General features: G+C 67.3%; 17 protein-coding genes and 1 riboswitch. Of the genes, 10 read left to right on the top strand and 7 right to left on the bottom strand.

Annotated elements, in window-relative coordinates; genetic code table 11:
- The first annotated feature begins 4 nt into the window (after nucleotides 1-4).
- From JLDANKMP_RS19170 to JLDANKMP_RS19160, 3 genes are all read left to right on the top strand, one after another.
- Nucleotides 5-1,786, top strand: a complete 1,782-nt coding sequence (locus JLDANKMP_RS19170) for a peptidoglycan-binding protein (RefSeq protein ID WP_212561859.1) — start codon at nucleotides 5-7, stop codon at nucleotides 1,784-1,786.
- Between the two features lie 273 nt (nucleotides 1,787-2,059).
- Entirely contained in the window at nucleotides 2,060-2,221 is a 162-nt protein-coding gene (locus JLDANKMP_RS22355) for a type II toxin-antitoxin system RelE/ParE family toxin (protein WP_343237750.1), read from the top strand.
- A 38-nt stretch (nucleotides 2,222-2,259) separates the two neighbouring features.
- Nucleotides 2,260-2,568, top strand: coding sequence for an addiction module antidote protein (locus JLDANKMP_RS19160; protein WP_249336999.1), 309 nt, complete (start codon nucleotides 2,260-2,262; stop codon nucleotides 2,566-2,568).
- A 56-nt stretch (nucleotides 2,569-2,624) separates the two neighbouring features.
- On the opposite strand, the gene JLDANKMP_RS19155 is transcribed toward JLDANKMP_RS19160, so the two are convergent.
- Nucleotides 2,625-4,079: a SulP family inorganic anion transporter gene (locus JLDANKMP_RS19155; protein ID WP_212561858.1), complete on the bottom strand. Its 1,455-nt coding sequence runs from the start codon at nucleotides 4,077-4,079 to the stop codon at nucleotides 2,625-2,627.
- Nucleotides 4,080-4,287: 208 nt separating this feature from the next.
- On the opposite strand from JLDANKMP_RS19155, the gene JLDANKMP_RS19150 reads away from it, so the two are divergent.
- Entirely contained in the window at nucleotides 4,288-5,268 is a 981-nt protein-coding gene (locus JLDANKMP_RS19150; RefSeq protein ID WP_005407688.1) for a cation transporter, read from the top strand.
- A 111-nt stretch (nucleotides 5,269-5,379) separates the two neighbouring features.
- Nucleotides 5,380-5,805, top strand: coding sequence for an organic hydroperoxide resistance protein (locus JLDANKMP_RS19145; RefSeq protein ID WP_014035621.1), 426 nt, complete (start codon nucleotides 5,380-5,382; stop codon nucleotides 5,803-5,805).
- Nucleotides 5,806-5,952: 147 nt separating this feature from the next.
- Here JLDANKMP_RS19145 and mmsB read toward each other — a convergent pair whose 3' ends face one another.
- From mmsB to JLDANKMP_RS19120, 5 genes are read right to left on the bottom strand one after another with little or no spacing between them, the layout of a single operon-like run.
- Nucleotides 5,953-6,843 carry a 3-hydroxyisobutyrate dehydrogenase gene (gene mmsB / locus JLDANKMP_RS19140; protein WP_043035424.1) on the bottom strand — a complete coding sequence of 297 codons (891 nt, stop codon included), beginning with the start codon at nucleotides 6,841-6,843 and terminating at the stop codon, nucleotides 5,953-5,955.
- A complete protein-coding gene (locus JLDANKMP_RS19135; protein WP_212561857.1) occupies nucleotides 6,840-8,015 on the bottom strand; it encodes an enoyl-CoA hydratase/isomerase family protein in 1,176 nt (391 codons plus the stop codon). Before JLDANKMP_RS19135 ends, mmsB begins: the two co-directional genes overlap by 4 nt.
- Nucleotides 8,012-8,809 carry an enoyl-CoA hydratase gene (locus JLDANKMP_RS19130; protein ID WP_005411946.1) on the bottom strand — a complete coding sequence of 266 codons (798 nt, stop codon included), beginning with the start codon at nucleotides 8,807-8,809 and terminating at the stop codon, nucleotides 8,012-8,014. The genes JLDANKMP_RS19135 and JLDANKMP_RS19130 overlap by 4 nt, the downstream gene beginning before the upstream one ends.
- Entirely contained in the window at nucleotides 8,806-9,972 is a 1,167-nt protein-coding gene (locus tag JLDANKMP_RS19125) for an acyl-CoA dehydrogenase family protein (RefSeq protein WP_060380143.1), read from the bottom strand. The genes JLDANKMP_RS19130 and JLDANKMP_RS19125 overlap by 4 nt, the downstream gene beginning before the upstream one ends.
- A 14-nt stretch (nucleotides 9,973-9,986) precedes the next feature.
- Nucleotides 9,987-11,492 carry a CoA-acylating methylmalonate-semialdehyde dehydrogenase gene (locus JLDANKMP_RS19120; protein ID WP_012478809.1) on the bottom strand — a complete coding sequence of 502 codons (1,506 nt, stop codon included), beginning with the start codon at nucleotides 11,490-11,492 and terminating at the stop codon, nucleotides 9,987-9,989.
- A gap of 115 nt (nucleotides 11,493-11,607) precedes the next feature.
- On the opposite strand from JLDANKMP_RS19120, the gene JLDANKMP_RS19115 reads away from it, so the two are divergent.
- Nucleotides 11,608-12,975 carry a short-chain fatty acyl-CoA regulator family protein gene (locus JLDANKMP_RS19115; protein ID WP_012478808.1) on the top strand — a complete coding sequence of 456 codons (1,368 nt, stop codon included), beginning with the start codon at nucleotides 11,608-11,610 and terminating at the stop codon, nucleotides 12,973-12,975.
- 331 nt (nucleotides 12,976-13,306) lie between these two features.
- On the opposite strand, the gene JLDANKMP_RS19110 is transcribed toward JLDANKMP_RS19115, so the two are convergent.
- Nucleotides 13,307-15,199, bottom strand: a complete 1,893-nt coding sequence (locus tag JLDANKMP_RS19110) for a patatin-like phospholipase family protein (RefSeq protein WP_033833254.1) — start codon at nucleotides 15,197-15,199, stop codon at nucleotides 13,307-13,309.
- Nucleotides 15,200-15,386: 187 nt separating this feature from the next.
- Between JLDANKMP_RS19110 and JLDANKMP_RS19105 the strand changes: the two genes are divergently transcribed.
- The 4 genes from JLDANKMP_RS19105 (at nucleotide 15,387) to pncA (ending at nucleotide 19,759) form a co-directional block, all read left to right on the top strand.
- Entirely contained in the window at nucleotides 15,387-16,442 is a 1,056-nt protein-coding gene (locus JLDANKMP_RS19105; RefSeq protein ID WP_086010223.1) for a bifunctional nicotinamide-nucleotide adenylyltransferase/Nudix hydroxylase, read from the top strand.
- 64 nt (nucleotides 16,443-16,506) lie between these two features.
- A complete protein-coding gene (locus tag JLDANKMP_RS19100; RefSeq protein WP_212561856.1) occupies nucleotides 16,507-17,916 on the top strand; it encodes a nicotinate phosphoribosyltransferase in 1,410 nt (469 codons plus the stop codon).
- Nucleotides 17,917-18,000: 84 nt separating this feature from the next.
- A riboswitch (cobalamin riboswitch) is annotated at nucleotides 18,001-18,230 on the top strand.
- A 175-nt stretch (nucleotides 18,231-18,405) separates the two neighbouring features.
- Entirely contained in the window at nucleotides 18,406-19,077 is a 672-nt protein-coding gene (locus tag JLDANKMP_RS19095) for an epoxyqueuosine reductase QueH (RefSeq protein ID WP_212561855.1), read from the top strand.
- A gap of 55 nt (nucleotides 19,078-19,132) precedes the next feature.
- The gene (pncA, locus tag JLDANKMP_RS19090; RefSeq protein WP_212561854.1) at nucleotides 19,133-19,759 is read left to right on the top strand and encodes a bifunctional nicotinamidase/pyrazinamidase; all 627 of its coding nucleotides are present in this window, start codon (nucleotides 19,133-19,135) and stop codon (nucleotides 19,757-19,759) included.
- Nucleotides 19,760-19,895 lie beyond the last annotated feature (136 nt).

Raw genomic sequence — 19,895 nt, 5'->3', positions numbered from 1 at the left:
AGACATGCCAACCAACATCGATACCCATGATCTCGATGCCACCTCCGGCGCCGTGTATTTCGCCGTCGGCCGTGGTACCGAAGGGGGTCCCGCCTCCTACCATCTGGCCATCGCCGGCATCACCCAGGGCGTGACCGAACCGCACTGGGGCACGGTGAACAAAGTCGCGCAGAACAGCGGTTACAGCCTGGGCGCGATCCAGGTCGACTTCGGCCAGCGCGGCGAGTGGGCGCTGGGCGCCATCGACGGCCACGCACTGAAGGCGGGCGAGACGACCTATGTCGACGCCGTGATCGATCAGGCCAGCACCTATGCCAAGGCGCACAACCTGCCCTTCACCCAGGACCACGCCGACCTGCGCCGCGACCTGCTCAGCCACGGCAATGGCCTGAGCGGGCGCAGCTCGATCCAGTTCATCGATACCAACACGCGCGACAGCATCAACGCCTGGGCCGGTTCGGCCGAGGGCAAGCAGTGGATCCACGCGAACATCGACTACCCGCAGGTGCGCAACGCCACCCGGATCGGCATGGCGATGGTGGACGCACACGGCAGCGGCATCGCCGAGGAAAACCGCTTCGAAGCGATCAGCCTGATCGCCAAGACCGCCAACCAGTTGCCCAGCCAGCTGCCCAAGCTGCAGAAGGTGCTGGAAGAAGGCGGTGACTACGAGGCGCTGCGCGCGAAGGCCGGGCAGATCCGCGAGACCTACCAGTACTTCGACGCGCCCAAGGCCGGCGACATCGCCGTGCGCTACGAAAATGCCTACGCCAACAACAAGGACGCAATGGACCGCGCCCATGCCAAGGTCAGCAGCCGCGACTACTCGCCCGCCGGTGAGCACAACGATGCGGACATCAAGGTGGCGCTGGACCAGATCGGCGCACCGCGCCAGCAAGCCGGTTCGCAGACGTTGAAGGAAGGGTCCAGCGGCCGTGACGTGCTGAAGCTGGAGAGCAATCTGGTCACGCTGGGCTATGCCAGTGCTGGCGGCCAGCAGACGCTGAATCCGGACCGGCGCTTCGATGCCACCACCCGCAAGGCGGTGGAAGACTTCCAGCGCGCACACAACCTGGACCCGGTGGACGGCAAGGCCGGGCCAGCCACGCTGGCCGCGATCGACCGCGACGCGCGCGAACTCCAGGGCAACCTGGCCGCGCTGGGGCTGACCGACGCCAAGGGCCAGGCCATCGGCAGCGATGGCTATCTGGGCGGTGGCAGCCGCCATGCGATCAACGCTTTCCAGCAGCAGCATGGCCTGCCTGCGACCGGCATTGCCGATGCGGAAACCCGCCAGGCGCTGGCCAATGAAGTGCAGCAGCGTGCGCAGGCACAGGGCAGCACCCCGGAACAGCAGACCGCGGCCGAGCCTGCGCGCGAGACGGTGTACCCGATGTCCGACCCGCGCAGCCCGCAGAACTGGCTGTACACCGAGACCCTGGTGCAGGTGAAGTTCGCCGAGGAAGCGCGTGGCCTGCCCTCCGGCGAGCACAGCGAGAAGCTGGCCGCTGCGCTTACCGTGGAAGCTGCACGTGCCGGCCTGTACCGGGTTGATCGCGTTGAACTGAACCAGGATGGCTCGATGGCGCGCGCGGTGCAGGCCAATGCACTGCACGACGAAAGCGCGTTGAACCGCAATACCGCGCCGGTATCGACGGCGGACGCGATGCGCCAGAGCGTGCAGGAAAACAGCGAGCGGGCATTGCAGGTGAGCGATCAGCAGCGCGAGCAGCAGAAGATCGACCAGCAGACCCAGCAGCACGGCCCGCGGGCCATGATGGCGTGAGGAATGCAGGCCCACGGGCCTGCTGTCGTCATTCGCGCCCGCCCCCGTCGTCGGCCTGATGCAGACCAGCGGGGTCGAGCACGGTGCGTCGATGATCGTCGCGGATGCCGATTGAACCTTGTATCCTTATGGATACGATGGATGAATGGCGATTCTCCAGGCAACAGAGACGTTCACGCGCGGGCTGCGCAGGCTCAATAACAGCGGAACCCGAGCCGTGATCGTGGAACGCCTGCAGCGTGTCGCCGCGGTCTCGAGGGAGATGTTCGATCGGTGGGTCATGGCGTGAGCGAACTGCGTATCAACCATGGACCGGGACATCGCGTGTATTTCACACGCCACGGGAGATCCATCGTCGTGCTACTGCACGGTGGCGACAGGTCGAGCCAGCGTCGCGGTATCGAAAAAGCGGTCAGGCTCGCGGAGTTGCTGTAGCCACCATTTGATTCCATGCCGTTCCCCGGACTCTCCCCATGAGCAAGCTGAAGACGATTCCCTTCGATCCCGCAGACTATCTGGACGATGACGTCGCAATCGCCGCCTATCTGAGCGAGGCCTTGGCAGCAGGTGATGCGGGCCACTTCCAGGAGGCACTCGGAACAGTGGCGCGCGCCCGCGGCATGGGCGGCGTTGCCGAGGTCTCCGGTCTTGGACGCGAGAGCCTGTACAAGGCGCTGCGTCCGGGAGCACACCCACGCTTCGATACCGTGCAGCGGGTACTGTCAGCGCTCGGGGTGCATCTCATCGTGCAGGCCGACAAGCCACCCGCTGGCACCGCATGATCGCTGCCACTGCGCCCGCCGGGCATGACCCGGCGCTACCAGCATGCCCTACGCGATCAATGTCCCCCGCGCGTGCCACCCACCTGTTCGATGAGGGTCTGGCTGGCGGCATTCAGCCCCGCCACCGTCACCTCCGCTCCATGTGCGGCCAGCTTTCCCTGCGCGCGTTCCAATGCGGCCACGGCAGTCAGGTCCCACAGGTGCGCATCGCGCAGATCAATCTGCACCTTCGGCGCCACGTGCTGGTAGTCGAACGCCGCACCCAACTGCCCCGCCGAAGCGAAGAACACCTGCCCACGCACGCGATAGACCTGCGTGTCACCGGCATCGTCGCGCTGCACGTCCAGCATGCGGCCGACCTTGCGCGCGAAGAACAGGGCCGACAGCAGCACGCCACTGAGCACGCCCTTGGCCAGATCGTGGGTAGCCACGGTGACCACCACGGTCAGCAGCATCACCGCAGACGAGCTGCGCGGATGCGTGCGCAGGTCGCGCAGCGAGCGCCAGCTGAAAGTGCCGATGCTGACCATGATCATCACCGCCACCAGCGCGGCCATCGGGATCTGCCGCACCAGGTCGCTGCCGTACACCACCAGTACCAGCAGGAACACACCGGCCACCAGGCAGGACAGGCGGCCGCGGCCACCGGAGGTCACGTTGATCACCGACTGGCCGATCATCGCGCAGCCGGCCATGCCACCGAGGAAGCCGGTGACCGTGTTCGCCACGCCCTGGCCGACGCATTCGCGGTTGCGCTCGCTGGGCGTCTCGGCGATGTCCTCGACGATCTGCAGGGTCATCATCGATTCGAGCAGGCCGACCACGGCCAGCGTGGCCGACACCGGCAGCAGGATGCGCAGCGTTTCCCAGGTGAGGGGCACATCGGGGATTAGGAAGTGCGGCAGGCTGTCGGGCAGCTGGCCCATGTCACCGACGCTGCGCACGTCCACGCCGAAGCCGATCACCACGGCGGTAAGCACCACAATGGCCACCAGCGGCGACGGCACCGCGCGGGTGAGGCGCGGCAGCAGGTAGATGATCGCCAGCGCGGCGGCGCACAGCACGTACACAGTCGGGCCGCGGCCAATCAGTTCCGGCATCTGTGCCAGGAAGATCAGGATCGCCAGCGCGTTGACGAAGCCGGTGATGACCGAGCGCGAGACGAAGCGCATCAACGAGCCGAGCTTGAACACGCCGGCCAGCACCTGCAGCAGGCCGGCCAGGATGCTGGCGGCGAACAGGTACTGCAGGCCATGGTCCTTGACCAGGTCGACCATCACCAGTGCCATTGCACCGGTGGCGGCGGAGATCATGCCGGGGCGGCCGCCAGCGATGGCGGTGATGACGGCAATGGAGAACGCGGCATACAGGCCGACCTTGGGGTCGACGCCGGCGATGAGCGAGAAGGCGATGGCCTCGGGAATCAGGGCAAGGGCGACGACGATGCCGGACAGCAGGTCGCCACGGATGTTGCCGAGCCATTGCTGGCGCAGGGGGTAGGACGTTTGCATGGGAAAACTCCGCGCGCAGGCGGGCGTGGCCGCATGGCGCTGCAGTGGAAAGACACGGGTTCCTGAGCCGGGCGGGCCGGCTGCCGATGTGCGGCAAGGGTCAGGGTGGCGTGATCACTGCAGGCGGGCGTCGGTACGTGGGAGGGACGCAGTCTACGGCACAGAGCTGCCCAGGGACAGCATCGGCAGGCCGCAACGGCAGCGAAGCATGCCGCCGCTCTACAATCGGGCCATGGCCACCCACCGCCCGCAGTTCTTCGACCCCGCCACCGAACAGGGCGTGCTGCGCCTGTCGATCGCCGCCTCGCTGCTGCTGGCCGCCGCCGCAGTGGTATTCGGCCTGCTGGCCAATTCCTCGCTGATCATCTTCGATGGCATCTACGGCCTGATCGACGTGGTGATGACCTGGCTGTCGCTGCTGGTGGCACGCCTGATCGCGCTGTCCACCCAGACCGATGCGTTGCAGTCGCGGCTCAACCAGCGCTTCACCATGGGTTTCTGGCACCTTGAGCCGATCGTGCTGGGGGTCAGCGGCACGCTGATGATCGGTGCGGCACTGTATGCCCTGGTCAATGCGGTGGATGCACTGATGTCCGGGGGCCGCCACATTGCGCTGGGCCCGGCCATCGCCTTCGCCGGGCTGTCCATCGTCGGCGAAGGCGCACTGGCCTGGTTCATCCTGCGCGCCAACCGCCGCATCGGCTCGGAGTTCATCGCACTGGATGCGAAGAACTGGGTGATCGCGGCCAGCATGTCGGCCTGCTACCTGCTGGCCTTCCTCGGCGGCGTGCTGGTGCAGGGCACGTCCTGGGCCTGGGTCGGGCCGTACATCGACCCGGCCATCCTTGCCTTCGTCTGCGTGCTGGTGATGATCGCCCCGCTCGGCACCGTGCGCCGGGCGCTGGCCGGCATCCTGCTGGTCACCCCGCCGGAGCTGCAGGCGCACGTGGATGCCGTGGCACGCGCGATCGTGGCCAAGCATGGCTTCGTCGAGCACCGCAGCTACGTGGCGCAGGTGGGGCGAGGTGAGCAGATCGAGCTGTTCTTCGTGGTGCCGGAAAACGATCCGCCGCGGCCGCTGGTGGAATGGGACCAGCTGCGCGACGAGATCGGCGACGCGCTGGGCGAGGCCTCGCCGGACCGCTGGTTGACCATCATGTTCACCACCGACCGCGAGTGGACGATCTAGGCCACCAGGACGATCGATCAAGTTTTTCGTACGCCCTGCAACCCAACGTACGCGGAAACCGGGCAAAGTACGCTCCAACGCACCACCCACCCACCGACCAGGAGCATCCCGATGTCCATCGAAAAGGTTCTGTACACCGCCCAGGCCACCTCCACCGGCGGCCGTGAAGGCCGTTCCGTCTCCTCCGACAACGTGCTGGACATCCAGCTGTCGACCCCGCGCGAGCTGGGCGGCGCCGGTGGCCCGGGCACCAACCCGGAACAGCTGTTCGCCGCCGGCTATTCGGCCTGCTTCCTGGGCGCGCTGAAGTTCGTGGCCGGCCAGGCCAAGGTCGCGCTGCCGGCCGACACCACCGTGACCGGCAAGGTCGGCATCGGCCAGATCCCGACCGGCTTCGGCATCGAAGCCGAGCTGACCATCAGCGCTCCGGGCGTGCCGCGCGAGCAGCTGGAAGAGCTGGTGCAGAAGGCGCACATCGTGTGCCCGTACTCCAACGCCACCCGCGGCAACATCGACGTGACGCTGATCGTTGCCTGATGGGGTGCTGCCGGCCAGCGGCCGGCACTACCAACGTGAAGAGCAAAAAAATGGGCGGATGCCGGTCGAAACCGAACATCCGCCCATCCCACCTTCGTTGTCCCACAGGGGGCATGAGGTTGCCGGCCAGCGGCCGGCACTACCAGGTCACTTCTCGCTGGTGATGAGCTGCACGACGCTGGAGAAATCCAGCTTGCCGCGGCCGGCCTGGTGGTTCATCGAGTACAGGTTGCGGGCTACTTCGCCCAGCGGAATCGAGGCGCCGACACTCATCGCCGCTTCCACTGCCAGGCCCATGTCCTTCAGCATCAGATCACTGCCGAAGCCGCCGCTGTAACCGCGCGACGCAGGCGCGTTTTCCAGCACGCCCGGCCACGGGTTGCACACTTCGGTGGCCCAGCTGCGGCCGGTGCTGACCGCCATCATCTGCGACAGCACCTTCGGGTCCAGCCCGTGCGCCACGCCAAGGGCGATGGCTTCGCCGGTCACCGCCATGATCACGCCCAGCGCCATGTTATTGCACAGCTTGGCGACTTGGCCGGCGCCGCTGGCGCCGACATGGAAGATGTTCTTGCCCATCGCCTGCAGCACCGGGCGCGCGCGTTCCAGCGCGTCCTCTTCGCCACCGACGATGAAGGTCAGGGTGCCGGCCTGGGCACCGGCGGTACCGCCGGACACCGGTGCGTCGATCATCTGCAGGCCACGTGCGGCAGCGGCTTCGGAGACCTTGCGGGCGCTGGCCGGGGCGATCGTGCTGCAGTCGATGACCAGCGCACCGGCCGGGATCGCGGCAAGGATGCCGTCGTCGCCCAGGTATACGCCTTCTACGTGGCGGCTGGCCGGCAGCATCGAGATCACCACCTCGGCATCGGTCAGGGTGTCGCGCGCCGACGACGCAGCACTGGCACCGGCGTCAACGGCGGCCTGCACCGCGGCCGGGACCAGATCGAACACGCGCACGCTGTGGCCGTTCTTGACCAGATTGGCGGCCATCGGGCCACCCATGTTGCCCAACCCGATGAATGCAATGCGGCTCATGCAAGGCTCCTTTCAACAAGGGGAGTGCCCAGGTCGGCCAGCGGATGCGCGGCATCGGCCCAGGGGGAAGCGAAGAAGGTGTCGGCCCACGCGCCGGTGGCCTCGGCCAGGGTGGCCGGGTTCCACTGCGGATTGCGGTCCTTGTCGATCAGCAGCGCGCGGATGCCTTCGGCGAAATCACCGTGGGCGGCGCAGTGCAGGGCGACGATGTACTCCAGGCGATAGATCGCGGCCAGGTCCTGCCCGGCACTGCGGCGCTGCAGTTCGTACGCCAACCGTGCCGAACCCGGTGCGCCGGCAGCCAGGGTCTTCTGTGCCGCCTGCAGCCAGGCATCGTCGGTCTGCAGCTTGCTGATGCGGTTGATGATCGCGGGCAGGTCATCGCCCTCGCACAGCGCCTCGACCTGCGCGGCATTGGCCAGCAGCGGGCCGGTGGCGGCATCGCTGGCATGCGACTGCAGCAGATGGGTCAGACGTTCGTGGTTGTGTGCGGAATCACTGGACCAGGCCACCTGCAGCAGCGCATCGAACACCGCGCTGCGGCGTTCTTCGGCCACGTGCACGTCGGCCAGGCCGGCGTAGATGGCGTCGCCCGGGTTGAGCAGCGCGCCGGTCAGCGCCAGGAACAGGCCGCCCTTGCCCGGTACGCGCGGCAGCAGCCAGCTGCCACCGACATCGGGGAACAGGCCGACGGTGATTTCGGGGAAGGCCAGCTTGGAGCGCTCGCTGACCACGCGGTGGCTGGCGCCGGACATCAGGCCGATGCCGCCGCCCATCACGATGCCATGGCCCCAGCACAGGATCGGCTTGGCGTAGGTGTGGATGAGATGATCGACGCGGTATTCGACGTCGAAGAACTCGGCGGCGTAGTCGTTCTCGCGGATGTCGCTGCAGCCGGCCTCGCGGAAGGCGACCATGCTCTTGTACAGGCTGTGCAGGTCGCCGCCGGCGCAGAACGCCTTCTCACCGGCACCCTGCAGCACCACCATGGCGATGCCGTCGTCGTCGGCCCAGGCATTCAACTGCTTCAGCAGCAGGTGCGCCATCGGCAGCGAGAAACCATTGAGCGTACGCGGCGCATTGAGCGTGGCGATGCCGATGCGCGCGCCGTTGCCGGCCACGCGCTCCTCGAACAGCACCGGTGCGTCGTCGGCAACGGTGTCGATGCTCATGCGTTCTTCCACTGCGCGGTGCGCTTTTCCAGGAAGGCGGTCACGCCCTCGACCTGGTCGGCGGTGTCGAACAGGTCGACGAAGGCTTCACGCTCGGCCACCAGCGCCGAGGCGTGGGTGCCGGTGCGGGTGGACTGCACCAGGGTCTTGCAGGCGGCGATGCTGGTCGGGCTCTGCTTGCCGGCCTTCTTCGCCCATTCCAGGGCCAGTGCCTTGGCTTCGCCCTTGCCGACCTTTTCTTCGGCCAGGCCAATGCGCAGTGCGGTCTCGGCATTGATGCGCTCGCCCAGCAGGATCATGCGCTTGGCCCAGCCCTCGCCGACCAGGCGCGGCAGGTTCTGGGTGCCACCGGCACACGGCAACAGGCCGACGGTGGCCTCCGGCAGCGCGACCTGGGCGTGGTCTTCAATGATGCGCAGGTCGCAGGCCAGTGCGCATTCCAGGCCACCGCCCATGGCGTAGCCGTTGATCGCGGCGATCGACACGCCACGGAAACCGGACAGCGCTTCGAAGGCTTCACCGAAGCGGCGCGCGGCCTCGCGTGCAGCGGCCTTGTCGCCGGAGGCGAACTGGTTGAGGTCGGCACCGGCGGAGAAGAACTTCTCGCCGTCACCGGTGATCACCAGCGCGTAGATGTCGCGGTCCGCGTTGAGCGCGCCCACCAGGTCGCGCAGCGCCGACAGGCTGTGCACGGTCCAGGTGTGCGCCGGCGGGTTGTTCAGGGTGACCACGGCGGTGTGGCCATCCACCTCCACCTTCAGGCCCACATGCTCCTGGGTACGCCAATCCTTCATCGCAGTTCCTCTTCGGTGTTGAGCAGGTGACGGGCAACGATCACCCGCATGATCTCGTTGGTGCCTTCCAGGATCTGGTGCACGCGGCAGTCACGCAGCAGGCGCTCGATCGGGTACTCGCGGATGTAGCCGTAGCCGCCGTGGATCTGCAGCGCTTCGTTGCAGACGTTGAAACCGGCATCGGTGGCGAAGCGCTTGGCCATCGCGCACCACACGTTGGCGTCGCTGGCACCGGCATCGAGCTTGCGCGCGGCGGTGTGCACCATCTGCCGGGCGGCGACCAGCTGGGTGACCATGTCGGCCAGCTTGAACTGCAGCGCCTGGAACTCGGCCAGCGCCTTGCCGAACTGGCGGCGCTCGCCCATGTAGCGGCGTGCGGCATCCAGCGCACCCTGCGCGGCACCCAGCGAGCAGGCGGCGATGTTGATGCGGCCGCCGTCCAGGCCCTTCATCGCCAGCTTGAATCCGCCGCCTTCCTCTCCCAGAAGGTGGCTGACCGGCACGCGGACGTTTTCGAAGGTGATGCCACGGGTGGGCTGGCTGTTCCAGCCCATCTTCTCTTCCTTGCGGCCGAAGCTGATGCCCGGCAGGTCCGACGGCACCGCAATGGCGCTGACACCGCCGGCACCGGCACCACCGGTGCGAGCCATCACCACCAGCAGCTCGGTGGCACCGGCGCCGGAAATGAAGGCCTTGGAGCCATTCAGCACATAGAAGTCGCCATCGCGCACGGCGGTGGTCTTCAGCGACGCCGCATCGGAACCCGCACCCGGTTCGGTCAGGCAGTACGAGGCCAGCTTGAGGCCCGAGGACAGATCGGTGCCCCACGCATCGCGCAGGGCCGGCTGGCCCCACCTGGACACCATCCACGAGGCCATGTTGTGGATGCTGATGTACGCCGCGGTCGACGGATCGACGTTGGCGAGCTCCTCGATGACGACGGCGGCGTCCAGTCGGCTCAGGCCGCTGCCGCCCACTTCCGGGTCCATGTACAGGCCGCAGAAGCCCAGTTCACCGGCCTTGGCGATCGCCTCGCGCGGAAAGATGCCCTCCGCATCCCATCGCGCGGCGTGCGGCGCCAGTTCGGCCTGTGCGAAGTCGCGCGCCGCCTCGCGGTACGCCTGCTGCGCTTCTTCCAGTTCCGTCGTCATCGAGTGGCTCATGGCTGCTCCTGCCGTTACTTCAGGCTGATCGTGGTGTTGACGCCGTGGCTCAGCGTCTCGTCATCGAACCAGCGCGCGGTGACCGTCTTGGTCTGGGTGTAGAACAGCACCACCTGCTTGCCATACGGGCCCAGGTCACCCAGCTTGGAGGCGCGCGAACCGGTGAACGAGAACAGCGGCACCGGCACCGGGATCGGCACGTTGATGCCGACCTGGCCGACGTCGATGTCTTCCTGGAACTTGCGCGCGGCCGCGCCGGACTGGGTGAACAGTGCGGTGCCGTTGCCGTTCGGGTTGCTGTTGACCATCGCGATGGCGTCTTCCAGCGTTTCTGCTTCGAGGATGACCAGAACCGGCCCGAAGATTTCTTCCTGGTAGATGCGCATGTCGGTGGTGACACCGGCAAAGATGGTCGGGCCGACGAAGTTGCCCTTCTCGAAGCCATCGACCTGCGGCTTGCGGCCATCCAGCACCAGCTTGGCGCCCTGCTCCACGCCCGAGGCGATCAGGCCTTCCACGCGCTCGCGGGCGCTGCAGGAAATGACCGGGCCGACGTCGGTGCCGGACACGGTGCCGGCGCTGACCTTCAACGTCTTGGCCTTTTCGACCAGGTCCTGCACCCAGTTGCGCGCCTCACCGACCAGCACCAGGGTGGAAGCGGCCATGCAGCGCTGGCCCGCGGCACCAAAGGCGGCACCGACCATCGCGTTGAGGGTCTGTTCCTTGTTGGCGTCCGGCAGCACCACGGCGTGGTTCTTGGCGCCCATCATGCACTGCACGCGCTTGCCGGCCAGCGAGGCGCGGTTGTAGACGTGGGTACCGACGCGGGTGGAACCGACGAACGACACGGCCTTGATGTCCGGGTGGTCGCAGATCGCGTTGACCACTTCCTCGCCGCCGTGGACGACGTTCAGCACGCCCTTCGGAATGCCGGCTTCCAGGGCAAGCTCGACCAGGCGCATGGTGACCATCGGGTCCTGCTCGGACGGCTTGAGGATGAAGGTGTTGCCCGTTGCAATCGCCATCGGGAACATCCACAGCGGGATCATCGCCGGGAAGTTGAACGGGGTGATGCCAGCGCACACGCCCAGCGGCTGCATGATCGTGTAGGTGTCCACGCCATTGGCCACGTTGTTGGCCAGCTCGCCCAGCTGCAGGTTGCCGATGGCGGCGGCGTGCTCGACCACTTCCAGGCCACGGAACACATCGCCTTCGGCGTCCGGCAGGGTCTTGCCCTGTTCGGCGGTGAGGATGTGGGCCAGCTCGCTCATGTTCTCGCGGATCAGCTGCTGGTACTTCAGGAAGATGCGCGCGCGGGTGCCGATCGGGGTCTTGCGCCAGGTCTTGAAGGCTTCCTTGGCGGCGGCGACGGCGGCGTCCACTTCGCCGGTGGTGGCGAACGGCACCTTGGCCAGCACGTCCTGGGTGGCCGGATTGATCACGTCCTGCCAGTGGGAGGTGGCCGATTCAACGAACTGGCCATCGATCAGCATGCGGATACGGGGCGCTGCAACAGTCATGACGACAATCCCACGGGGTGCGAAAGATGCTTGGCATTATTCACAGCACCCGTCTCGATTTCCGGGCTGAATCCGCTTAATCTGGCCAACACGCCAGACGATTCATGTTAATTCTGTGAATTATTCAGCCACCCAGCGGCAGCTTGGCCTGCGCTTGCTACGGCTGCGCGAGCAGCGCGGCTACAGCCAGGTGGACCTGGCCCGCGCCTTGGGCCTGTCGGCCAGTTACCTGAACCAGATCGAGCGCAACAAACGCCCACTCACCCCGGCCGTGCAGAAGAAGCTGGGCGAGGTACTGGGCGATGTTTCCTCACTGTTCGACGAAGATGAGCCCGCTGCCCTGCAGGAAGCGCTGGGCGAGACCCTGCGCGACCTCGGCTTGGCCGAAGTCAGCGCGACCGAGCTGCGCGCCCTGGCCGGCAACCTGCCGCAGGTCAGCCGCGCACTGCTGGACCTGCACCGCCGCCACCTGGCGCTGCGCGAGCATGCCGCCGCGCTGGAGTTCCAGCTGGGCGAGCCCGGTGCCGGCAGCACCCTGCCGGCCGGTGACCAGGTGCGCGAGTTCTTCAACCGCATGCACAACCACATCCCCGAACTGGACGAGCTGGCCGAGCAGCTGTTCGCCGAATGGGGGCTGTCGCCCGGGCATGTGGCACCGCGGCTGCGCCAGCTGCTGGCCGACCGCCATGGCGTGCTGGTGGAAGTGGCCGCACTGCAGGCCGGGCGCGAGAAACGGCAATACGATGCCGGTGCGCGGCGGCTGTGGCTACCCGATTACCTGGAGCCCGGCCAGCAGGCGTTCCAGATGGCGGCCGAGCTGGCCCTTCACGGCTATCTGCCGCAGATCGATGCGGTGGTGGCGCGCGCCGGCTTTACCGATGAGGCACGCATCGCGCAGGCGCGGATTGGCTTGTCGAATTACTTCGCCGGTGCGTTGGTGATGCCGTACATGCGTTTCCTGCGTGCGGCCGAGGCCAGCAGCTACGACATCGAACTGTTGGCGCATCAGTTCGGCGTCGGCTTCGAAGCGGTCTGCCACCGGCTGAGCACGTTGGCGCGGCGCAGTGCGCCCGGGCTGCCGTTCTTCTTCATCCGCGTGGATCGCGCCGGCAACGTCTCCAAGCGCCATTCGGCCACCGACTTCCACTTCTCGCAGGTGGGAGGGTCGTGCCCGCTGTGGATCGTCTACGAGGCGTTCAACCAGCCCGGCCGCATCCTCACCCAGACCGCGCGCATGCCCGATGGCCGCCGTCATTTCTGGCTGGCGCGGCAGGTCAGCAGCGGGCCGGTCGGCCATGGCCAGCCACGCAAGACGTTCGCGGTGGCGTTGGGCTGCGACCTGCAGCATGCCGAACGACTGGTGTATTCGCTGGGGCTGGATGTACAGAGCCCGGGGAACTCGGTGTCGATCGGGCCGGGTTGCCGGGTGTGCCCGCGCGAGGACTGCATGCAGCGCGCGTTCGCGCAGTTGCCGGGGCGGTAGGGTTGGTTCGGCAGGGCTGCGCCCTGCACCTGCGGTAGTGCCGGCCGCTGGCCGGCAACCTCAAAAGCAACAGCGGGCTTTCCGTGGGATGGCGGGGCGGTGTCGGATTGCGGGGACGCCGTGAACTCGTCCCTGAAGTGACCCCCGGCATCCATGCCGCGGACACCCCGCAATCCGACACCACCCCGCCTTCGACAGTTTCCTCCTGCTGCTGGAACCTGATGCTGATGCTGATGGTGATGCTGATGCTGATGGTGGGTGCCGACCGTTGGTCGGCACGCTCTCGCCCTGCGCGAAATGCATCCACGCATGGCGTGGATCTACTGCCGGCTCAGTAGATCGGCGTGACCTTCATCTGCGGCAGCGGACGCGGTGCGCCGTCGGTAAGGTCCGGGCCGAGGTCTTCCCAGGTACGTCCCTGCTCGACCATCAACCCCCACAGCTGCTGCGAGGCCAGCCGCTTGTCTTCCGAGCCCAGCTTGTACGACGGCGGTGCCGGTTCCCCGCGGGCAACCATCGCGTACGCCGCGCGGTAGGCCAGTACCTGCTGCGCCGGATCATCGGTGCGTGCCACTTCCAGCGTGTAGCGCTGGTAGGCCGAGGCCAGGTTGCGCCAGCGGATCCAGTAGTGGTTCTCGAACGAGAACGAACAGAAGCGCGCACCGGCGAGGCTGCCCTTGTCGGCGATGCGGGTCAGCACCTCCTGCGGCATGTCCAGGTTCATGCCGCCTTCGTCGCCCTGCAGGCTGACGTGCACGATGCGGTCGCGGTAGCCCGGCGCGCGCGCCTGCAGCAGATCGCGCCAGTTCTGCATGGTCGCCACCACCGCGAACAGGAAGCGGCCCAGCTCGGCGGCCGCCAGCGGTGTGGCGATCGACTGGTAGGTGCGCTGCCAGCCGTGTCGGTTCTCGGTGGGCAGGAACACCGCGTGCTCCAGCGACTGGCGGCCACTGCTGCCGTGGTTCACCTCTTCGGCGTGCTGCGGGTAGACCAGATTGATGGCGAAGGTCGGCCAGCGCGGCAACGCGGCATCGAACAGATGGATCGGGAAATTGCTGCTGATGCCACCATCGGAGAACCAGCAGATGCGGAAGGCGGTGATCACCGGGCCGCAAGCCTGCCCGGCGCTGGTCAGCCCTTCCATGCTGTCGGCCACGTTGTGCTCGGGGTCGGCCGCCGGCGCGGTCGGCTCGCAGCGTCGTTCGCGGCGTGAGGGTTCATGCAGCGGCACCGCGCTGATCAGCAGCGGGAAGCTCAGGCTCATGCGCGTGGCCACCAGCACCGGCAGCTTCGGGCCCGGCGGCAGGTGGTAGTACTGCCGCCCTTCCACTTCCAGCGGCGGGCCGGCCTGCGTCACCAGCCACTGCACCACGCTGGCCGGGAACAGCTGCTCGAATTCCTCGCGCAGGAACCAGAACTGCGCGCCGCCCAGCGGCAGCGTGCGCGGCTCGTTGTGCGACACGCAGGTGGTGATCATCTGCAGGCTGATCGCATGCGGGCTGTCCGGCTCGCCGGCATAGCGCGGCGCATCGTGCAGGTCGGCGAAGGTGAGCGGTGCATCCAGCGGCTTGCCGGACAACTGCTGCAGGCATTCGTGCAGCCACTCGGTCAGTGCCGGCGTGCGAGCATCGCGGCCGAGGCCGCTGCACAGGCCCAGCAGATTGCGTCGCGCCACGCGTGCCACACGAAGCGCGGCACCGGCCACACCCGCACCGTACGCACACAGCAGCGACGGCAGCAGCGTGGCCGCCACCCCGCTCCAACCACCGCCCCACCAGCCCAGGCCGAGCAGCAGCGCCAGCGACACCAGCACTTCCAGCGGCGCGATCTCGAACACGGCAACGGCCAGGCACAGCAGCTTGTGCGGCAGGCTGGCATTGCCGGTCAGCACCACCAGCAGGCGATAGGCCGCGCGTGCGCCGCGTGCGGGCTGGAACAGGCTGTAGATGAAGCCGCGCCGCGACAGCTGCGCCGACACCGCCGACAACCCGCCATAGCCTGCATCGCCGGGCAGGTGCTCGCCGGCCTGCTGGCGACGATCACCGCAGGCCGCCGCAGCCGCCACGGCGGCGGCGATGGCGCCGGCCGAAGTGCCGCCGATGCTCTTGAAGCGATACTCGCGCGCCAGCGCCAGTACCGCATTGGGGTACACGATGCCGCTGGTGATGCCGCCTTTCATGACCAGATCGCAGTACTTGTCCGCCACTGTCTTGCCCCCGAGCATGCCGTCCGCCGCGTGGGTGCCAGTATGGCGCAGAGGCTTCTCAGGGCCTGAGAACAACGGCGCAGTCCGCGCACGCGATGCGCCGTTCAGCAGAAAGCACGGCTGCAGGCTTGACCCGCCCCGCCATCGGCGTAGCATCTGCAGCAAGCCAAGGGACAGACCCGCGGCTGCCACAACGACATGAGGGATTCTCATGGAATTCGACTATCTCGTCTTCATCGGGCGATTCGAGCCCTTCCACAACGGCCACGCCGCCGTTGCCCGCCTGGCCCTGAGCCGGGCCCGCAAGCTGATCTTCCTGGTCGGCTCTGCCGATACCCCCCGCAGCCTGCGCAATCCCTGGACCGTGGCCGAACGCGCCGTGATGATCCAGGCCGCCCTCGATGGCCACACCGACCGCCTGCTGATCCGCCCGCTGCGTGACCACCTGTACAACGAAGCGCAGTGGATCGCCAACGTGCAGCGCCAGGTGGCTGACGCCCTGCGCAACGACGGCGCCGCCGCTGATGCGAAGGTAGGCCTGATCGGCATGGACAAGGACGCGTCCAGCTACTACCTGCGGGAATTCCCGCAGTGGCCGCTGGTGGACGTGCAGCATACCGCCACCCTGTCGGCCACCGAGCTGCGGCGCTACCTCTTCGAAGCCGGCGACGTCGACTTCCACGGCGCGCTGCTGATGCTGCGTGGCAATGTGCCGGCGCCGGTGTACGACATGCTCGAAGCGTTCCGCAAAAGCGCGCCTGCCTATGGCCAGCTGGTGGCCGAGTACCGCTTCATCGAACAGTACAAGGCCGCCTGGAAGGATGCGCCCTACGCGCCCACCTTCGTCACCACCGATGCGGTGGTGGTGCATTCAGGCCACGTGCTGCTAGTGCGTCGCCGCTCGGAACCCGGCAAGGGGCTGTGGGCGCTGCCCGGCGGCTTCGTCGGCCAGGAACAGAGCCTGCTCGACAGCTGCCTGCGCGAACTGCGCGAGGAAACCCGGCTGAAGATTCCGCTGCCGGTGCTGAAGGGTTCGCTGAAGGGCCAGCAGGTCTTCGACCACCCCGACCGCAGCCAGCGCGGCCGCACCATCACCCACGGTTTCCACTTCGAATTCCCGGCCGGTGACCTGCCGCCGGTGCGCGGCGGCGACGACGCCGACAAGGCGCGCTGGATCCCGGTGAGCGAAGCCCTGGACATGGGCCCGCAGCTGTTCGAAGACCACCTGCACATCCTGGAGTATTTCCTCGGCCGCGGCTGACAGGCCCGGCCTCCCCACTGGCGGACAGACCGCTGGTGTCACTCGACGCGAAGGAGCTTCCGTCATGCACTACCTCGATAATCTTCTCCTCAACACCGACAGCTACAAGGCCAGCCATTGGCTGCAGTATCCGCCGGGTACCGATGCCACGTTCTTCTATGTCGAATCACGTGGCGGCCTGCACGATCGCACGGTGTTCTTCGGCCTGCAGGCGATCCTCAAGGACGCGCTGGCACGACCGGTCACCCACGCCGACATCGACGACGCTGCTGCGGTATTCGCCGCGCATGGCGAACCGTTCAACGAGGCCGGCTGGCGCGATATCGTCGACCGGCTTGGCGGCCACCTGCCGGTGCGCATCCGCGCCGTTCCCGAGGGCAGCGTGGTGCCCACCCACCAGGCACTGATGACCATCGAGTCGACCGATCCGGCTGCGTTCTGGGTGCCGTCGTATCTGGAAACGCTGCTGCTGCGCGTGTGGTATCCGGTCACCGTGGCCACCATCAGCTGGCACGCACGGCAGACCATCGCCGCGTTCCTGCAGCAGACCAGCGACGACCCGCAGGAGCAGCTGCCGTTCAAGCTGCACGACTTCGGCGCGCGCGGTGTATCGAGCCTGGAATCGGCCGCGTTGGGCGGTGCCGCGCACCTGGTCAACTTCCTCGGCACCGATACCGTGTCGGCGCTGTGCCTGGCACGCGCGCACTACCACGCGCCGATGGCCGGCTATTCGATTCCGGCCGCCGAGCACAGCACCATCACCAGTTGGGGCCGCGAACGCGAGGTGGACGCCTATCGCAACATGCTGCGCCAGTTCGGCAAGCCCGGTTCGATCGTGGCGGTGGTGTCGGACAGCTATGACATCTACCGCGCGATCAGCGAACACTGGGGCACCACCCTGCGCGATGACGTGATCGCGTCGGGCGCCACCCTGGTCATCCGTCCCGACTCGGGTGACCCGGTGGAGGTGGTGGCCGAAAGCCTGCGCCGGCTGGATGAAGCCTTCGGCCACAGCCTCAACGGCAAGGGCTATCGCGTGCTCAACCACGTGCGGGTGATCCAGGGCGATGGCATCAATCCGGACACCATCCGCGCGATCCTGCAGCGCATCACCGACAGCGGCTACGCCGCCGACAACGTGGCCTTCGGCATGGGCGGTGCACTGCTGCAGCGGCTGGACCGCGATACGCAGAAGTTCGCGCTGAAGTGCTCGGCGGCACGGGTCGACGGTGAGTGGGTCGATGTATACAAGGATCCGGTCACCGACGCCGGCAAGGCCAGCAAGCGCGGCCGCATGCGCCTGCTGCGCCATCTGGACGATGGCAGCCTGCATACGGTGCCACTGCCGGCCAACGGCGACGACACCCTGCCGGACGGCTTCGAGGACGCAATGGTGACCGTGTGGGAGAACGGCCGCCTGCTGCACGACCAGCGGCTGGACGACATCCGCACGCGGGCGGCCGTGGGGCATTGAAGGTGCATCCCGACCGGGGTCGGATCCCGTTGCAGCGCATCGGGCTCTGACCCCGGCGCTCTTGACCGGCGCCACCAACAGGTCCACCTTGCACACGCCGAAGGTATCCCTCCCATCGCTGCGGCGCGGGGAGGGATTTAAACGGGAATCCGGTGAAGGCGCCTCGCGCGTCCATTCCGGAGCTGCCCCGCAGCGGTGAATGGAAACGAATCCTGCCAACAGCACTGGGCTCGCGCCTGGGAAGCGGCGGGTAGTAGGTGGGCTGCGGCCCGTGTCCATCAGCCCGAATACCGGCCCCGGCCGGGGGACACGACCGTCCCCTGACTCGACCTGGAATCTCCGCGGGGAGGTTGCCGGGGCCGTCGTCGTCCTGCGCGTGCAGGCGGTGTGGCCGCGCGCGTCCTGTTCACGGTATCCGGCCAGACCCGTTCACCCACGCGCTGATGCATGGGCCACCGCCGTTGCCGGCGGTCCATGCGGTACCTGACGATGACCGAGCTCCAACGCCCCACCCTGACCCTGCCCGCCGACGGCAAGCGCCTGCTGCTGCATTCGTGCTGCGCGCCCTGTTCCGGCGAAGTGATGGAGGCGATCACCGCCTCCGGGATCGACTACGCGATCTTCTTCTACAACCCCAACATCCACCCGGTGAAGGAGTACGAGCTGCGCAAGCAGGAGAACATCCGCTTCGCCGAGCAGCACGGCATTCCTTTCATCGACTGCGACTACGACACCGACAACTGGTTCAGCCGTGCACGCGGCATGGAAAACGAGCCTGAACGCGGCATCCGCTGCACGATGTGCTTCGACATGCGCTTCGAGCGCACTGCGCTGTACGCGCACGAGCACGGCTACGACACCATCAGTTCTTCGCTGGGCATCTCGCGCTGGAAGAACATGGCGCAGATCAGCGACTGCGGCATCCGCGCCGCCTCGCGCTATGAAGGCCTGCAGTACTGGGACTACAACTGGCGCAAGGGCGGCGGTGCCAGCCGCATGATCGAGATCAGCAAGCGCGAGCAGTTCTACCAGCAGGAATACTGCGGCTGCGTGTACTCGCTGCGCGATGCCAACCGCCATCGCCGCGAGAATGGCCGCGAGCGGATCAAGATCGGCCTGTTGTACTACGGGCAGGACGCTGGGACGCCGCAGGACGATTGACGTGCAGGCATGGGGCGGCCACGCTGGTCGCCCCTTCTGTTGTACCGGAACTGCCATGACCGCCCTGCCCGCCGATGTCGCCCTGCTGGTGATCGACCTGCAGCCGGACTTCATGCCCGGTGGCGCCTTGGCCTGCGACCAGGGCGATGCGCTGGTGGCACCCATTGCCGATGTGCTGGTGCAGCGCCGCTACCGCACCGTGGTGGCAACACAGGACTGGCACCCGGCCGACCATGCCTCGTTCGCCAGCCAGCACCCCGGCCAACGCCCGTTCGAGACCATCCTGCTGCACGCGCAGCCGCAGACCCTGTGGCCGGACCACTGCGTGCAGGGCAGCGCCGGTGCCGCCCTGCACCCGGGCGTGGACTGGACCGTAGCCGACCTGATCCTGCGCAAGGGCACGCGCCAACAGGTGGATTCGTACAGCGCCTTCCGCGAGAACCACGGCCCCGATGGCGAGCGCCCGGCCACCGGCCTGGCCGGCTGGCTGCATGAACGCCGCATCCGCGAAGTGCACGTATGCGGCCTGGCCCGTGACTACTGCGTGCTGTGGAGCGCGCAGGACGCGGTGAAGTCCGGCTTCCGGGTGAAGTTCCTGTGGGAGCTGACCAAGCCGGTGACCGAAGCCAACGACGCGATGGTGCGCGAGGCGCTGGGCAAGGCGGGGATCGCGATCGTCTGAGGCGTGACCGCCGGGCATGGCCCGGCGCTACCGCGCACGTCGCTTATGCCGCTTGCGCGCTCCTGCCCACAACAACACAATCGATTCATCCAGCCCCCTAACTACGCCCCCCTACAGATCGCGGGACGGCCGAACC

Origin of the sequence: Stenotrophomonas sp. PE591 (genome assembly GCF_018320795.1) — a bacterium.
Taxonomy (GTDB): domain Bacteria; phylum Pseudomonadota; class Gammaproteobacteria; order Xanthomonadales; family Xanthomonadaceae; genus Stenotrophomonas; species Stenotrophomonas maltophilia.
This window is presented reverse-complemented; position numbering and strand designations above follow the sequence as displayed.

Coding starts and splice junctions, on each gene's coding strand:
- JLDANKMP_RS19110 (WP_033833254.1), bottom strand. CDS start 15,199: ATGCTCGGGGGCAAGACAGTGGCGGACAAGTACTGCGATCTGGTCATG.
- JLDANKMP_RS19155 (WP_212561858.1), bottom strand. CDS start 4,079: ATGCAAACGTCCTACCCCCTGCGCCAGCAATGGCTCGGCAACATCCGT.
- JLDANKMP_RS19150 (WP_005407688.1), top strand. CDS start 4,288: ATGCCGCCGCTCTACAATCGGGCCATGGCCACCCACCGCCCGCAGTTC.
- JLDANKMP_RS19160 (WP_249336999.1), top strand. CDS start 2,260: ATGAGCAAGCTGAAGACGATTCCCTTCGATCCCGCAGACTATCTGGAC.
- JLDANKMP_RS19145 (WP_014035621.1), top strand. CDS start 5,380: ATGTCCATCGAAAAGGTTCTGTACACCGCCCAGGCCACCTCCACCGGC.
- JLDANKMP_RS19135 (WP_212561857.1), bottom strand. CDS start 8,015: ATGAGCATCGACACCGTTGCCGACGACGCACCGGTGCTGTTCGAGGAG.
- JLDANKMP_RS19100 (WP_212561856.1), top strand. CDS start 16,507: ATGCACTACCTCGATAATCTTCTCCTCAACACCGACAGCTACAAGGCC.
- JLDANKMP_RS19120 (WP_012478809.1), bottom strand. CDS start 11,492: ATGACTGTTGCAGCGCCCCGTATCCGCATGCTGATCGATGGCCAGTTC.
- JLDANKMP_RS19095 (WP_212561855.1), top strand. CDS start 18,406: ATGACCGAGCTCCAACGCCCCACCCTGACCCTGCCCGCCGACGGCAAG.
- JLDANKMP_RS19125 (WP_060380143.1), bottom strand. CDS start 9,972: ATGAGCCACTCGATGACGACGGAACTGGAAGAAGCGCAGCAGGCGTAC.
- mmsB (WP_043035424.1), bottom strand. CDS start 6,843: ATGAGCCGCATTGCATTCATCGGGTTGGGCAACATGGGTGGCCCGATG.
- JLDANKMP_RS19130 (WP_005411946.1), bottom strand. CDS start 8,809: ATGAAGGATTGGCGTACCCAGGAGCATGTGGGCCTGAAGGTGGAGGTG.
- JLDANKMP_RS19170 (WP_212561859.1), top strand. CDS start 5: ATGCCAACCAACATCGATACCCATGATCTCGATGCCACCTCCGGCGCC.
- pncA (WP_212561854.1), top strand. CDS start 19,133: ATGACCGCCCTGCCCGCCGATGTCGCCCTGCTGGTGATCGACCTGCAG.